The organism is Xenorhabdus thuongxuanensis, assembly GCF_001908095.1.
Taxonomy (GTDB): Bacteria; Pseudomonadota; Gammaproteobacteria; order Enterobacterales; family Enterobacteriaceae; genus Xenorhabdus; species Xenorhabdus thuongxuanensis.
Window position 1 is genome coordinate 1 of sequence record NZ_MKGR01000035.1, and the last position, 17358, is coordinate 17358.

2 protein-coding genes (1 of these 2 only partly in view) are annotated in these 17358 nt (G+C 53.1%); both read right to left on the reverse strand.

The window, feature by feature from the left end; all coding sequences use genetic code 11:
- The coding region (locus tag Xentx_RS16355; protein WP_139292516.1) for a non-ribosomal peptide synthetase at positions 1–9753 on the reverse strand (9753 nt) is incomplete at its 3' end.
- On the reverse strand, positions 9753–17358 hold part of the coding region annotated (locus Xentx_RS16360; RefSeq protein WP_139292517.1) for a non-ribosomal peptide synthetase (this coding region is incomplete at its 5' end). The annotated region continues 10928 nt past the right edge of the window; 7606 of 18534 annotated nt are visible. The genes Xentx_RS16360 and Xentx_RS16355, both read right to left, overlap by 1 nt.

Genomic DNA, 17358 nt, shown 5'->3' on the forward strand with positions numbered 1-17358 from the left:
CTTAAAGAGTTGCTGTAACGGCAACTCTCGCGCTAATAGTTGGCGGACTCGTGCAGCCAGTTGGGTAGCCAGCAGGGAATGCCCCCCCAATTCAAAGAAATGATCGTGACGACCCACTTGTTCTAAACCTAACAACGTTTGCCAAATCCGGGCCAGGGCGATTTCTACTTCGCCCTCCGGGGCTGCATACTCGCGGGTCACCACGGCCGATAAATCCGGGGCCGGCAGGGCCTGACGGTCAAGCTTGCCGTTCGGGGTCAGCGGGAAGGTGTCCAGCGTGATAAAGGCACTGGGCAACATGTAGTCGGCCAGGTGCAGGGCGAGTTGCTGGCGCAATTCAGCCGGCACCAGTTCACCCCCTACCTGCGGCCGCAGGTAAGCGACCAATCGTTTCTGGCCTGGCTCATCTTCGCGGGCTAGCACCACCGCTTCGCGTACGCCGTCACATTGGGTCAGCCTGGCCTCGATTTCCCCCAGCTCGATACGGAAACCCCGCAGTTTGACCTGAAAATCATTGCGGCCGAGGTAGTCAATCGTGCCATCGGGCCGCCAGCGGCCGAGATCGCCGGTTCTGTACATGCGGGCATCCGGTTCTGAAGCAAAGGGGTCGGACAGGAAACGTTCGGCCGTGAGTGCCGGACGATTGAGGTAGCCGCGAGACACACCCTCTCCCCCGATATAGATTTCACCGGCCACCCCCATTGGCACTGGTTGTCCTTGTGGATTCAGGATATAGATCCGGGTATTCGAGATCGGGCGGCCGATAGGGAGTTTACGGTCAACGTCTTCGTTTTCCCCCGCCGGCAGTTCATAGGCGGTGGCAAACGTGGTGGTCTCTGTTGGCCCATACACATGCAGTAAGTGTTGGGGGGGAGATTCGGTTCTGAGGCGAATGGCAGGACGGGTATCTGCTTGTTCCCCGCCGAAAAGGACATAACGCAAGCCTGATAAGGCTGGCCCAATCAGGGGAGCATATTGGTTAAACAGAGCGGTGGTCAGGAAGAGTGCACTGACGCCTTCCGATAACAGGCTCTGGCCAAAATGGGGGGGATGAAGCAAGGTCTTTTCCGGAATAAGCAGAAGACGTGCCCCATGAACTAAGCCTGCCCACACTTCCCAGGTGGCGGCATCAAATGAGATATTGGCACAATGGGCAATACAGTCGTCCGGCCCGATATCGGCAAAGTCATTATTGATAACCAGACGCAGAACATTGCGATGCTCGACCATCACGCCTTTGGGTTGGCCGGTCGATCCCGAGGTGTAAATGACATAGGCCAGATGGCGCGATGTCAGCCCCAATATCTGAGCGTCTGGGTTGTCAGTGGGTTGCGTCGCCAGCATCGGTGCTTCATAGTCAAAGATATGATCCAGTAAGACCGTCGGCACGGTATCGGGCAGCCTGTCGGCCTGGGCGGTTTGGGTCAATAAAACAACCGGTGCCGCGTCCTGGAGCATATAAGTTAACCGTTCAATCGGGTAGGCCGGGTTGAGCGGGACATAGGCCCCACCGGCTTTCAGGATAGCCAATAAGCCGACCACCATCTCCGGACAGCGTTCGAGACAGAGGGCGACCCGATCATCCGGCCGTACCCCCAGCGCAATCAAATAATGTGCCAGCCGGTTGGCTTGCTGGTTCAGTTCGTGATAGCTCACGGTTTGCCCTTCGTAAGTTATCGCTGGGGCCTGGGGACGTTGTAATGCCTGGGTTTCAACGAGCTGATGGATCAGGATTTCTTGCGGGAAATCCCGCTGGGTGGCGTTGAAATCCACCAGCACTTGTTGCCGTTCGGGTGCTGGCAGGATAGGCACATCCAGAATCCATTGCTGCGGGTGGTTAACCAGGGCCGTTACTAAGCCGCTTATGGCGGTCGCCAGATAAGCGGTGATTTGTTCTGGCACAATGTTGGTGACGGTCAGAGCCGTTAATTGGAAGCCATCCCCTAAATCATCCACTGACAGGGTGATGGGATAGTTAGTACGCTCCTCTGCGGTTAAAATACGTATGCCTGCCCAGGTGGTATCAACCACTTCGGTTTCACCCGATGGGCCATGACGATAATTGAGCAAGGTGCTGAACAGCGGCATGGGTTGCTCCACACCACTGCACCGTTGTGCCAGCACTAATGGGGCTTGCTCATGCTCCAGCAAGGTAGTCAGGTTTTGATAGGTATCCTGCACGGTTTCTTGTACCGTGCGTCCGCTCAGAGAGATACGCAGGGGAAGGGTGTTGATAAACATACCCAGTATTTGGCCGGCACCCGCGCCGCCTTGCAGGCGACCCAGTAGCACGGAGCCAAACACTACGTCCTCGCGGCCGCTGGTGTGTGCCAGCACTTGTGCCCACGCAACATGGAATAGCACGCCCGGGCTGACACCTAAACGACGCGCTTGAGTGCGGATGGCTTTGGCCAGATCGGGTGCGATAGAGAGATGTGCTTCAGTAACAAGATCGTTGTCAGTTTGTACATTAAGCACCCCAAACGGTGCTGTGGGTTCGTCAATATCCGCCAGTTGGGTGCGGAAATAAGCTTCATGCTCGGCGGTTGGTGTAGACAGGGTTTGAGCGATAAAATTGCGATAAGGTAATACCGCTGGCAGCCTCTCCGTATTGCCCTGCAAAATTAGCGCAATTTCTGCAAAAACCAGTTCCAGTGTCATATGGTCACTGACCAGATGATGGAAACGTAGCGCTAGCAACCATTCATCTTGTGCTGGATCATGGGCAATATCAGCGGTAAACAGCGGGGCGTGATTCAGATCGATACGGTGCTGGCGTGGATCGGTGTGAGCCAGTAACTGCGTGGGAATATCGTCCGTTGTGGCAGGGATGAATTCATGGATAGTGATCGATGCCTGACGCCAGACCACCTGCACCGGCTGTTCCAGTCCTTGCCAATAAATTGCCGTGCGCAAGATATCATGGCGGTTGATGACCTGTTGTAGGGCATTCAGGAAGCTATCGAGACGATCACGAGTATCAAAAGCGAGCAAACTTCGTAGCAGATAATTATCCCCCTGTGTCTGTAACAGATGATGGAACAGGATGCCTTCCTGCAAGGGGGCGAGCGGATAGATATCCTGTACACGATTTGCGCCGCCTGGGATCTTCTCGATGATGGCATCAATCTCAGGTTGGGAAAGCGAAACCAGTGGCAACATATCAGGAGTGATAGCTGTACAATCTTCGGGGATGCGGTTGGGTGGCACGGCAAAGGTGCTAACCTCACGCTGGATAGCCTGAGCCATATCGGTGAGGATAGGTGAGGCGAATACACTGCGGATATCGAGTTGCCAGCCCAGATTGCGTAGCTCTTCGATCAGACTGACAATCGTCAGTGAATGGCCGCCGAGCTCAAAGAAGTGGTCATGGCGACTGACTTGTTTCAGGCCCAGAAGTTTTTGCCAAATCTGAACCAAGGCGATTTCTGTCTCACCGACGGGAGCTTCATAGCCGCGGGCTACGACCGCCGATAGATCGGGGACAGGCAGAGCCTGCCGATCGAGTTTACCATTCGGGGTGAGTGGGAAAGTTTCTAAGGTAACAAAGGCGCTGGGCAGCATATAATCAGCAAGATGTTGAGTCAGTTGCTGGCGCAAATTAGCGGGCACCAATTCAGTTCCCTCTAACGGACGCAAATAGGCCACCAGCCGTTTCTGGCCGGGTTCATCTTCACGGGCGAGTACCACCGCTTCACGAACGCCGTCACATTGGGTCAGTCTGGCTTCGATTTCCCCCAGTTCGATACGGAAGCCACGTAGTTTGACCTGAAAATCATTGCGACCGAGGTATTCGATATTGCCATCGGGCAGCCAGCGGCCTAGATCGCCAGTCTTGTACATGCGGGCATCGGAATCTGAAGAGAAGGGATCGGTCAAGAAGCGTTCGGCGGTGAGTTCACGGCGATTCAGATAGCCACGGGCAACACCCACGCCCCCGATATAAATTTCACCCGCCACACCAATTGGAACGATTTCCCCGCGGGCATCGAGAATATAGATTTGGATATTGGCAATAGGATGCCCAATCGGCACTTGCCCGGTATAACGATCCGGAACACATTTCCAGGCAGTGACATCAATAGCTGCCTCGGTTGGTCCATATAAATTATGCAGTTCACTGTGAGGTAAGTGGGACAAACAATGTTGTTGTAAGGCATAGGGCAGCGCTTCCCCGCTGCATAAAATTTGGCGTAGGGAAAGGCAGCGTCCGGCCGGAATGTAATGAAGGAAAATTTGCAACATGGAAGGTACAAAATGGATCGTTGTAATATGACGATTCTCTATCTCTTCCAATAAATAGTGCGGTTCTTTGTGACCGCCTGGACGAGCCATCACTAATTGGGCTCCAAACATCAAGGGAAGGAAGAATTCCCAAACGGAAACATCAAAACTAAATGGCGTTTTTTGTAAGACGCGATCTTGCGGGGTTAATTGATAAGTATTCTGAGCCCAGAGTAAACGGTTAACCACACCGCGGTGCTCATTCATAACGCCTTTGGGTAATCCCGTTGAGCCAGAAGTATAGAGTACATAGGCCAAATGGCGTGATGTCAGTCCCAGCGCTTGGGTATCTGGATTATCAGTTGATTGTGTTGTCAGGAATGACTCAGGGTTATTAAGAATGTTATCCAGCAAAACCACAGATAAGGTATTGTCAAGTTTATCGCGTAGTGTGATCTGAGTCAGTAAAACCTCAGGGGCAGCATCTTCAAGCATGTACGCTAGCCGTTCGGTTGGGTAGGCTGGATCGAGCGGAACATAAGCGCCACCCGCCTTGAGGATGGCGAGTAACCCTACCACCATCTCCAGACTGCGTTCGACACAAATCGCTACCCGATCATCAGGATGCACACCCAGTTCAATCAAGTGGTGAGCCAGACGATTAGCGTGGCGGTTCAATTCCTCATAGCTGAGAGACTGGTTTCCACACATTACCGCTGTCGCATTGGGCGTTTTTGCAGCTTGTGCTTCGATAAATTGATGGATCAGCGTTTCTTGTGGAAAATCGGCTTGGGTGGCGTTGAAATCTGTCAGCACTTGTTGCCGTTCTGCTGTAGGTAAAATAGGGATATCTCGGATCCCTTGTTGTGGATTGTGAACCAGGGCATCGATCAAACCGCTGATGGCCGTGGCCATATAGGTGTTGATTCGTTCTGGTGCGATTTCCGTGACAGTTAGGGCCGTTAGTTGGAAATCGTTCCCCAAATCATCCACTGCCAAAGTGATGGGATAGTTAGTTTTTTCCTCTGCGGTCAAAGTACGTATGCCTGTCCAGATGGTATCAACCGTCTCTGTTTCCCCCGATGAGCTATGACGATAATTCAGTAAGGTACTGAACAGCGGCATGGGTTGCTCCACGCCACTGCATCGTTGTGCCAGCACTAATGGAGCCTGCTCATGCTCCAGCAAGATGGTCAGGTTTTGATAGGTATCCTGTACAATTTCTTGTACCGTGCGTCCGCTTAGAGAGATACGCAGGGGCAGGGTGTTGATAAACATCCCCAGTATGCGATCGGCTCCGGCACCACCTTGCAGACGGCCCAATAGTACGGAACCAAAAACGACATCGTCGCGGCCACAGGTCTGAGCTAATACCTGAGCCCAGGCCACGTGGAACAGAACACTGGGACTGACCCCCAGCTTGCGCGCTTGGGAACGAATGGCTTTTGCCAACGTGGAGTCAATTGGAAGTCGGTGTTCATTGATAACACTATTATCACTTTGTACTTTAAGTATCCCAAAAGGAGCCGTGGGTTCATCAATATCGGCGAGTTGGGCGCGGAAATAGGCTTCATGCTCTGTCACTGGCACACTTAATGTTTGGGCAATAAAGTTGCGGTAAGGCAGCATAGTGGGTAGTTTTTTTGTGTTGCCCTGAAGTATCTGGGCGATTTCAGCGAAAATCAGCTCCAGTGTTATATGGTCACTGACCAGATGGTGGAAACGCAAGGCTAACAGCCATTCATGCTGTACCGGATCATGGGCGATATCGGCGGCAAAGAGGGGGGCACAATTCAAATTAATGCGGTGCTGGCGCGGATCCGTGTGAGCCTGTAACTGTGCGGGAATAGCGTCCGTTGTGGTTGGCGTGAACTCACGGATAGTGAGAGGTGCCTGGCGCCAGACCACCTGTACCGGTTGTGTCAATCCTTGCCAGAAGACGGAAGTGCGCAGGATATCATGGCGGTTGATCACCTGTTGTAGGGCATCCAGAAAGCTATCGAGGCGATGGCGAGCATCGAAAGTAAGCAGGCTCTGCAACAGATAGGTATCCCCCTGTGTTTGTAACAGATGATGGAACAAGATCCCTTCCTGCAACGGGGCCAGAGGATAGATATCCTGCACATTCTTGGCGCCACTTGGGATCTGCGCAACGATTGCCTCAATTTCAGCTTGGGAGAGCGAAACCAGTGGCAACATATCGGGGGTGATGGCCGTGCAGCCCGCTGGAATTAGGTTGGGGGGCACAACAAAGGAGCGGGTCTCACGCTGGATAGTCTGAGCCATATCGGCGAGGATCGGTGAGGCGAATACATGGCGAACCTCAAGCTGCCAGCCCAGATGGCGCAACTCTTCAATCAGACTGACAATCATCAGTGAATGACCGCCGAGTTCAAAGAACTGGTCATGACGGCTGACCTGTTTTAGGCCCAGGAGTTTTTGCCAAATCTGGGCCAAGGCAATTTCTGTTTCACCGATGGGAGCTTCATAACTGCGCGCCACGACCGCCGATAAATCAGGAGCCGGCAGAGCCTGACGGTCGAGTTTACCATTCGGGGTGAGTGGGAAAGTCTCTAAGGTGACAAAGGCGCTGGGCAGCATATAGTCAGCGAGGTGCTGAGCCAGTTGCTGGCGCAATTCAGCCGGCACCAATTCAACCCCCGCCTGCGGCAGCAGGTAGGCGACCAGCCGTTTCTGGCCTGGCTCCTCTTCGCGGGCCAGTACCACGGCTTCCCGCACGCCGTCACAGTGGGTGAGTCTGGCTTCGATTTCTCCCAGTTCAACACGGAAGCCACGCAACTTGACCTGAAAATCATTACGGCTGAGGTATTCTATATTGCCATCGGGTAACCAGCGGCCGAGGTCACCGGTCTTGTACATACGGGCGTCCGGCGCCGACGCAAATGGATCGGCAAGAAAGCGTTCAGCGGTCAGTTCAGGGCGATTGAGGTAACCGCGGGCGACGCCGGCCCCGGCAATATAAATTTCCCCCGTTACACCCAGAGGAACGGGTTGGCCGTGTGGATCCAGGATATAAATCTGGGTATTGGCAATCGGACAACCAACAGGAATGGAACGGGTTACCTCAACGGGAGGGGTAATCTCGTAGGTGGTCGCAAACGTGGTGGTTTCCGTAGGGCCATATCCATTTATCAGGTGGGCAGGTTGGGATGCGGCCAATTGCACCTGTTGTACCTTGTTGGGATCGAGTACATCCCCGCCAATCAGCAAATAGCGCAATTGCCCCAGCAGGGGCTTAAGGCTGTCGAGATATTCATTGAACAAGCCCACAGTCAGCCAGAGCGCGGTAACACCGCCCCTAATCAGCGCCTCGCAGAAACGTGCTGGATCGAGCAGTACGGATTGTGGCACCACTTGCAGGTGAGCCCCATTGAGCAGGGCGGACCAGATTTCCCAGGTTGAGGCATCAAACGCGATATTGGCACAATGGGCCACACAGTCACTCTGTCCAATATCAGCAAACCCGCTATTGATGATAAGACGAAGGACATTGCGATGCTCGACCATCACGCTTTTCGGCTGCCCCGTCGAGCCAGAGGTATAGATGACATAAGCCAGATGGCGTGAGGTTAGCCCCAGGTAGTGGGCTGGCGGATTGTGAGTCGGTTGTGTCGCCAGTGACGCGGCTTGGGTATCCAGCATGATGATAGGCACTGTGGCCGGTACAGAGCCGTGCAGTTTGTCGAACTGGGCGGTATGGGTCAGTAATACCACCGGAGCGGCATCGTCGAGCATATAGGCCAGCCGCTCAGTAGGATAGGCCGGATCGAGCGGTACATAGGCTCCGCCGGCCTTGAGAATACCCAGTAAACCCACGATGGTATCCAAGCTGCGTTCTGTGCAAATCGCCACCCGATCATCTGGGTGTACTCCCAATGAAATCAGATGATGGGCTAACTGATTGGCGCGGTGATTAAGTTCACCATAGCTCAGTGTCTGGTTTTCATAGACGACAGCAAGAATATCAGGATGCTGTGCGGCCTGCGCCTCAAACAGTTGGTGGATCAACGCTTCTTGTGGAAAATCTGCCTGAGTGGCATTGAAATCCACCAGCAATTGTTGCCGTTCTGATGCAGGCAATAGCGGTAAAGAGGTAATAATCTGGGTTTCATCCGCCACCATAGCGGTCAGTACATTATTGAAATAACCGACTATCCGCTTAACGGTGGCGGCATCGAATAAATCGGTGGCATATTCCAGCTCACCGACCAGGCCGGCCTCGGTTTCGCTCAGTGATAACGTTAAGTCAAAATGGGCATTCCGATGAGCTTGAGCCAGCGTTGTCAGTTGCAAACCGGGTAGGGTCAATGCCTGGGCGGGAGTGTTGTTTAAGGCCAGCATCACCTGAAAGAGGGGGTTGTAGCTTAAACTGCGCTCAGGCTGGAGCGCTTCCACCACCTGCTCGAAAGGCAGATCCTGATGGGCATAGGCGTTCAGGGCCCGCTCCCGAACTTGGGCTAGCAAATCTGCCACACTGAGATCATCATTAAAGGTGATGCGCAACGCTAGGGTATTTACAAAGAATCCTATCAGCCCTTCCAGTTCATGGCGTGGGCGGTTAGCCACCGGCGTACCGATCACGATATCCTCCTGTCCACTGAGCCGGGCCAGGACCAAACTCCAGGCACTGAGTACCGTCATAAACAAGGTGGTGTGATGGCGCTGTCCCTGTTTTTTCAGTGCAGCCAATAATTCCGCATTAATGTGCACTGGTACTTGGTTGCCTGTATAGGTTTGTACCGCTGGGCGGGGCCGATCCGTGGGCAGGGTGAGTAAGGCCGGCGCGTCAGCTAGCTGGGCACACCAGAAATCTCGTTGTGCAGTGAAGGATTGTGCCCGTTGCCAGACCGCGTAATCCGCATACTGAATAGGTAGCGGGGGCAAAGGAGCATGATGACCATCAAGGGCCGCGCGGTAAAAGATACCCAGTTCTTGCACCAGAACACCGACGGACCAGCCGTCAGTGATAATGTGATGCAGGGTCAGCAACAGCACATGATCTTCGTCTGCCAGTTGCAACAATTGGCCTCGGATCAGCGGCCCCTGGGCAAAATCGAAGGGGGCTAGCGCCTCAAGTTCAGCGAGTTCGGCGACACGCTGGGGATGTAAGGCCGGATCGAGCGGGCGCAGGTCATGGCAGGAGAGGGCAAAACCGATGTCAGCCGGATCGATATGCTGGCAGGGCTGGCCCTCGTCCAGGACAAGGCGGGTCCGTAAACTTTCATGGCGGGCTACCAGGCTGTCCAGTGAAGTTTTCAGGGCCTGGCGATCGAGCTGGCCTGTGAGACGCAATGTCACCGGCAGGTGATAAGCCTGGCTGGCTGCCGGATCGAGCTGGCTGATAAACCACAAGCGCTGCTGGGCAAAAGAGAGAGGCAGTGGTTGATGCCTATCTGCGGGGTTGATGAATAATGGCGGTTGCTCCCCGCGTGCTTTCAGTTGTTCTTCGATTCTTTTTTCCAGCACCGCACGTTTCAATTCATCGATATTCATAGAAATCTTTGTCATTATTTGCTGCCTCCACGGGACTTTTCCCCGCCTAAAATTGCCATCAATTCTTCTGCGGACAGGGCGTCAAGATCGTCTTGAAGGGACGCCAGCGTGTTTTCCCCCACCACATTCATTTGAGTGGAAAGAATGACGTTGGCCTGCTCCGCTAATGTGGGCGATGTGAATAACGCCGTCAGGGGGATATTGACCAGAAATTTGTCTTGCAGGCGCGTGATCAGTCTGACGACCATCAGCGAGTGGCCTCCGAGTTCAAAGAAGGAGTCGTGGCGACTGATACGCTCCAGCCCTAACAGCTCTTGCCAGAGTTGTGCCAATGCGGTTTCTATCTGGCCCTGGGGGGATTCATAACCTTGAGTGACGACGGCAGACGCATCTGGTGTAGGCAGGGCCTGCCGGTCAAGTTTGCCATTGGGGGTCAGGGGGAAAGAGGTCAGAATGACAAAGGCACTAGGCAACATATAGTCAGCAAGATGTTGCGTCAGTTGCTGGCGCAGTTTGGCGGGTGCCAATTCAACCCCTTCCTGTGGTAGCAGGTAGGCCACCAGCCGTTTCTGATCAGGTTCGTCTTCACGTGCTATCACCACCGCCTCACGCACCCCGTCACATTGGGTCAGTCTGGCTTCGATTTCCCCCAGTTCGATACGGAAGCCGCGCAGTTTTACCTGAAAATCATTGCGGCCGAGGTAGTCAATCGTGCCATCGGGTCTCCAGCGACCGAGGTCGCCGGTTTTGTACATGCGGGAATTTGGCTCTGAAGCAAAGGGGTCGGTCAGGAAGCGCTCAGTGGTGAGTTCCGGACGATTGAGGTAACCACGGGCAACCCCCACACCGCCGATATAAATTTCCCCTGCCACCCCGCAAGGAACAGGTTGACCGTGTGGGTCCAGAATATAAATTCGGGTATTGGCGATCGGGCGGCCAATCGGAGGCGGATTATCTTCTGAATTGCCATCGGAAGAAGTACATGAATAGAGTGTGGCACAGACTGTGATTTCCGTTGGCCCATAGGCATTGAGCATCTGCCGTCCTGGTGACCAGCGTTTGACTAAGGTCGGCGGACACGCTTCACCCCCCACCAGCAAGGTTTGCAGGGTATCGGGCAGGGAATCCATCGCGGCCAACGCGGTCGGTGACAAGAGAACATGGCTGATGGCCTGGTCTGCTAAGTAGCTGGACAGGATGGTTCCAGGCAACAGACTGATCCGTTTGGCGAGATAGAGTCGGGCACCGGCCATTAAGGCCATGCAACATTCCCAAATACTGGCATCGAAGCTGTTTGAGGCGAACTGTAAGACACGACTATCAGTAGTGAGTGCCAGGGTAGGTTGCTGGGTGGTGATTAAGTTGCACAGGCTCAGATGTTCAATCATCACCCCTTTCGGTTGCCCCGTTGAACCGGAAGTATAAATAACATAGGCCAGATGGCGTGATGCTAACCCCAAGGTTTCAGGGTTTGGATTGTCAGTCGGTTGAGTTGCCAGACACGATTCGGGATTATCCAGTAAGACTGTTGGCAAGGCGTTAAATTGAGCGAGCCACTCTGATTTGGCTAGTTCCGCTTGGGTCAGTAAAGCCACGGGTGCCGCATCTTCCAGCATATAAACCAGCCGTTCGGCAGGATAAGTGGGATCAAGCGGCACATAAGCCCCGCCAGCTTTGAGGATAGCCAATAAGCCGACCACCATTTCCAGATTGCGCTCAGCACAGAGAGCGACTCGATCATCCGGCTGCACTCCCAAGGTAATCAGATAATGAGCCAACTGATTGGCGCGGTGGTTTAATTCACCATAGCTCAGTGTCTGGTCTTCATAGACAACAGCGAGAGTATCAGGATGTTGTGTGGCCTGCGCCTCAAACAGTTGGTGGATCAACGCCTCTTGCGGGAAATCAGCTTGAGTGGTGTTGAAGTCAGTCAGCACTTGTTGCCGCTCTGCTGCCGGCAATATGGGGATATCCCGAATCTCTTGTTGCGGGTGATGTACCAAGGCATCGATCAAGCCTCTTATGGCAGTTGCCAGATAAGCGTTGATTTGTTCTGGTACAATTTCGGTTATGGTCAGAGCAGTGAGTAGGAAGCCGTCCCCTAAATCATCCACTGATAAGGAGATAGGATAGTTAGTGCGCTCTTCTGCGGACAAAACACGTATGCCTGCCCAGGTAGTATCAACCGCCTCGGTTTCACTTGATGAGCTATGACGATAATTCAGTAAGGTACTGAACAGCGGCATGGGTTGCTCCACGCCACTGCATCGTTGTGCCAGCACTAATGGAGCCTGTTCATGCTCCAGCAAGGTGGTTAGGTTTTGATAGGTATCCTGTACAATCTCTTGTGCCGTGCGCCCGCTCAGAGAGATACGCAGGGGCAGAGTGTTGATAAACATGCCCAGTATGCGATCTGCCCCTGCGCCACCTTGCAAGCGACCCAATAGTACGGAGCCAAACACCACGTCATCGCGACCGCTGGTTAGTGCCAGCACCTGTGCCCAGGCCACATGGAACAACACACTGGTGCTGACACCTAAACGACGTGCCTGAATGCGGATAGCTTTGGCCAGATCAGGTGCGATAGCGAGATGCGCTTTATTGACAAGATCGTTGCCGATTTTTACATTGAGTACCCCAAACGGTGCTGTGGGTTCGTCAATATCTGCCAGTTGGGCGCGGAAATAAGCTTCATGCTCGGCGGTTGGTGTAGCCAGGGTTTGAGCGATAAAGTTGCGGTAAGGCAATACCGCAGGCAGCTTCTCTGTACTTGCTTGCAAGATGAGCGCAATTTCCGTAAAAATCAGCTCCAGGGTCATATGGTCACTGACCAGATGATGGAAGCGCAGCGCCAGCAACCATTCATCTTGAGCCGGATCATGGGCGATATCGGTGGCAAAGAGGGGAGCCTGAGTCAAATTGATACGGTGCTGGCGTGGATCAGTATGAGCCAGTAATTGTGTGGAAATATTGTCCGTCGTGGCAGGAGTGAATTCACGGACAGTCAGTAGTGCTTGACGCCAGACCACCTGAACGGGTTGTTCCAGTCCTTGATAATAAATTGCGGTACGCAGAATGTCATGGCGGTTGATGACCTGTTGCAGTGCATCCAGGAAGCTATCGAGACGATCACGGGTATCGAACGCGAGCAAGCTTTGCTGTAGATAATTATCCCCCTGTGTCTGTAGCAAATGATGAAACAGGATGCCTTCCTGCAAAGGGGCCAAGGGATAGATATCCTGCACATTTTTGGCGCCATCTGGGATCTGCTCAACAATGGTGTCAATCTCAGCCTGGGAGAGAGAAACTAAAGGCAGCATATCGGGCGTGATAGCAGGGCAATCGTCGGGGATACGGTTGGGTGGTACGACAAAGATGCTAACCTCACGCTGGATAGCCCGAGCCATATCAGCGAGGATCGGCGCAACAAACACGCTGCGAACATCAAGTTGCCAGCCCAGATAGCGCAGCTCTTCGATCAGACTGACAATCATCAGCGAATGACCGCCAAGCTCAAAGAAATGGTCATGGCGACTAACCTGTTTCAGGCCCAATAATTTTTGCCAAATCTGAGCCAGAGCAATTTCAGTTTCGCCGACGGGGGCTTCATAGCCACGCGTAACCACCGCCGATAAATCCGGTGCCGGCAGAGCCTGTCGGTCGAGTTTACCATTCGGGGTGAGTGGGAAAGTCTCTAAGGTGACAAAGGCGCTGGGCAGCATATAGTCAGCGAGGTGTTGAGCCAGTTGCTGCCGCAAATCAGCGGGTACTAATTCAGCTCCCTCCAACGGACGCAAATAAGCCACCAGCCGTTTCTGATCGGATTCATCTTCGCGGGCCAGTACTACGGCTTCACGGACACCGTGGCACTGCATGAGTCGGGCTTCGATTTCCCCCAGTTCGATACGGAAACCCCGCAATTTGACCTGAAAATCATTGCGACCCAGGTATTCGATATTGCCATCGGGCAGCCAACGGCCCAGGTCGCCGGTTTTGTACATACGAGCGTCTGGTTCCAAAGCGAATGGATCGGTCAGGAAGCGTTCGGCGGTGAGTTCAGGGCGGTTCAGATAACCACGGGCGATACCCACACCGCCGATATAAATTTCTCCCGTCACACCGAACGGGACGGGTTGGCCTTGTGTATCCAGAATATAAATTTGTGTATTCGCAATAGGTCGGCCTATCGGAGGGACTCTTTCATCTTGGGTATCACACGGAGAGAGCGTTGCACAAGTTGCACAAACAGTAGACTCCGTTGGCCCATAAGCATTGATGATAATCCGTCGATCTGTTGCCCAACGCTTGATCAACGATGATGAGCAAGCTTCACCGGCCAGCACTAGAATAGTCAGATCAGGTAATTCATCATCTGGCGTTAAAGCGCTAGCGGCAACGGGTGGCAGGGTTACATGAGTGACCGCTTGAGTTTTCAATGTATTCATCAGAGCTTCACCGGGTAATAGTGCTTCACGGCATGCCATGACCAGACAGGCCCCTTGGCACAATGTGGTGGCAATTTCAGAGATGCAGGCATCAAAGCTGAAAGAAGCAAATTGCAATAGTCGGGTGTTAGCTGTGATATGGAAGGCTTCAATTTGTGCTTGAGTCAAGTTGTACAGACCACGATGCTCAACCATCACCCCTTTGGGCAGACCCGTGGAGCCAGAGGTGTAGATAACATAGGCCAGATGGCGTGAGGTTAATCCCAGTTCTCCGGCATCAGGATTACTTATCGCGTAGGCATCGAGGACTAAGGTATCAAGCAGTACGGTAGGCAGGTCGCCGCTCAGTGTCTCAACTAACGATGTTTGGGTAATCAACGCCACTGGGGCTGCATCATCCAACATATAGGTCAGCCGTTCAGCCGGATAGGCCGGATCGAGGGGCACATAGGCTGCGCCTGCCTTGAGGATACCCAGTAATCCCACCACCATCTCTAGACTGCGTTCGACACAGAGGGCAATCCGATCATCCGGACGTACCCCCAGCGCAATCAAATAATGTGCTAACTGGTTGGCGCGGTGGTTTAATTCACCATAGCTGAGCGTTTGTGCCTCAAAGGCAACAGCGATAGCTTGAGGATGCTGTTCTGCCTGTGCTTCAAACAGTTGGTGGATCAACGCGTCTTGCGAGAAATCTACCTGAGTGGCATTGAAGTCCACCAGCAGTTGCTGCCGTTCTGATGCGGGTAGCATCGGCAAAGTGGCAATCCGTTGGGTTTCATCCGCTACCATAGCGGTCAGTACATTATTGAAATAACTGACTATTCGTTCAATGGTTGTGGTGTCGAATAAATCGGTAACATATTCCAGCTCACCGACCAGACCAGCCTCGGTTTCAGCCAATGATAAGGTTAAATCAAAGTGAGCGCTGGGATACATCTGCTCAATGGGTGAACATTGGATATCAGGAAATGCCAGCGCCTGAGTGGGGGTGTTGTCTAAAGCCAGCATCACCTGGAAAATCGGACTGTAACTTAGATTGCGTTCGGGTTGAAGCGCTTCCACTACCTGTTCAAAGGGTAAATCTTGATGGGCATAAGCGGCCAGTGCTCGTTCCCGAACCTGGGCTAGCAGATCGGACACACTGAGATCATCATTAAAGGTGATACGTAAAGCTAGCGTGTTAACAAAGAAACCAATTAATCCTTCCAGTTCATGGTGTGGGCGATTAGCAACAGGAGTACCGATAACGATATCCTCCTGCCCACTGAGTCGAGCCAGTACGAGACTCCAGGCACTGAGCACTGTCATAAACAACGTAGTGTTATGGCACAGTCCCAGTTTTTTCAGTGAGTCCAATAAGTTTGTATCAACGTGCACAGGAACTCGGCTGCCAACAAAGGATTGTACTGTTGGGCGCGGTCGGTCAGTTGGGAGAGTCAGTAAGGTCGGAGCCCCTGCCAATTGGGTACACCAGAAATCGCGTTGTGCCGTGAGTGCCGCTTCTTGTAGCCAGTTACGCTGCCAGACGGCATAGTCAGCATACTGGATGGGCAGTGGTGGTAAAGGCGTGTCTTGGCCGTCGAGGATGGCGTGATAAAGCACACTGAGTTCATGTATCAGCACACCGACGGACCAGCCATCAGAGATAATATGATGTTGGGTGAGCAACAAGGCATGCTCTTCATCTGCCAGTTGCAGCAGGTGGCCGCGGAATAGTGGGCCTTGGGTAAAGTCAAAAGGCGTTTGCGCTTCGAGTGCTGTTAATTCTGCAATACAGTTGATACGTGCCTCAGATGTTAATGCGCGCAGATCCTGGTAAGTCAGAGCAAAGCCAATATCAGCCGAATCAATTTGTTGGCAAGGTTGGCCGGAAACCAGCACAAAGTGGGTACGCAAGCTTTCATGTCGGGCGACCAGATGGTCGAATGCACGGATTAAGGCATGGCGATTAAGTTGACCCGTCAGGCGCAATGCCAGAGGGATATGATAAGCCAGGCTAGCCACCGGATCGAGTTGGCCCAGAAACCACAGTCTTTGCTGAGCAAAGGACAGGGGCAACGACTGGCTGCGATCAGCGACAGGGATCACTATCTGAGCCATTGTCTCAGCACTTGTGAGTGTTTGAGCCAAATGCATCAAAATGGGTTGATCAAAGAGTTGCTGTAGTGACAAATCCCGTGCCAATTTTTGGTGTACATGTGCGGTAAGTTGGACAGCAAGCAGGGAATGGCCACCGAGTTCGAAGAAGTTGTCGTGACGACCAACTTGTTCTAAACCTAACAAATCTTGCCAAATCTGTGCTAAGGCGATTTCTATTTCGCCCACGGGGGCGACATAATCTTGCACTACTACGGCCGATAAATCCGGCGCAGGCAGAGCCTGCCGGTCAAGTTTGCCATTGGGGGTCAGCGGGAAGGACTCCAGAGTGACAAAGGCACTAGGGAGCATGTGTTCCATCAAACTGGAACTCAATTGTTCACGCAGGCAGGCGGGGTTGAGTGTGATTCCCGATTGCGGAACGAGATAAGCAACCAGACGTTTATCACCATTTTCCTCTTTGCGGGCAATCACTACAGCATCCTTGACGCCTTCACAAGCAACCAGCCGAGTTTCAATTTCGCCCAATTCAATGCGGAAACCGCGTATCTTGACCTGAAAATCATTGCGACCGAGATACTCAATATTGCCATCGAGCCGCCAGCGGCCGAGGTCGCCGGTTTTGTACAGACGGGCATTTGGTGCTGTTGAAAATGGATCGGAAATAAAACGTTCTGCCGTGAGTTCCGGGCGATTGAGGTAACCGCGGGACACACCCGCACCGCCAATATAAATCTCACCGCTTGCCCCAAGGGGCACTGGCAGTCCCTGAGCATCCAGGATATAAATCTGGGTATTGGCGATCGGTTTTCCGATGGGAATGTTGTCAATGATACTGTCCTGCTGATGCGTATCAAACGTGATGCAACCCACCACCGTTTCGGTTGGGCCATATTCGTTGATAATGCGTGATTCCGGTGACAGCTCACGCCAAAGTGCGACTATGGATTGAGAGAGTGCTTCCCCTCCGACGATAAAACAATGGGCAGGACAAGTTTGTTTTGCCGCTAGTAATCCCTGACCTATTGCAGCGAAAAGAGTCGGGGTGACATTAACCAGCGTAGTAGATGCCGTA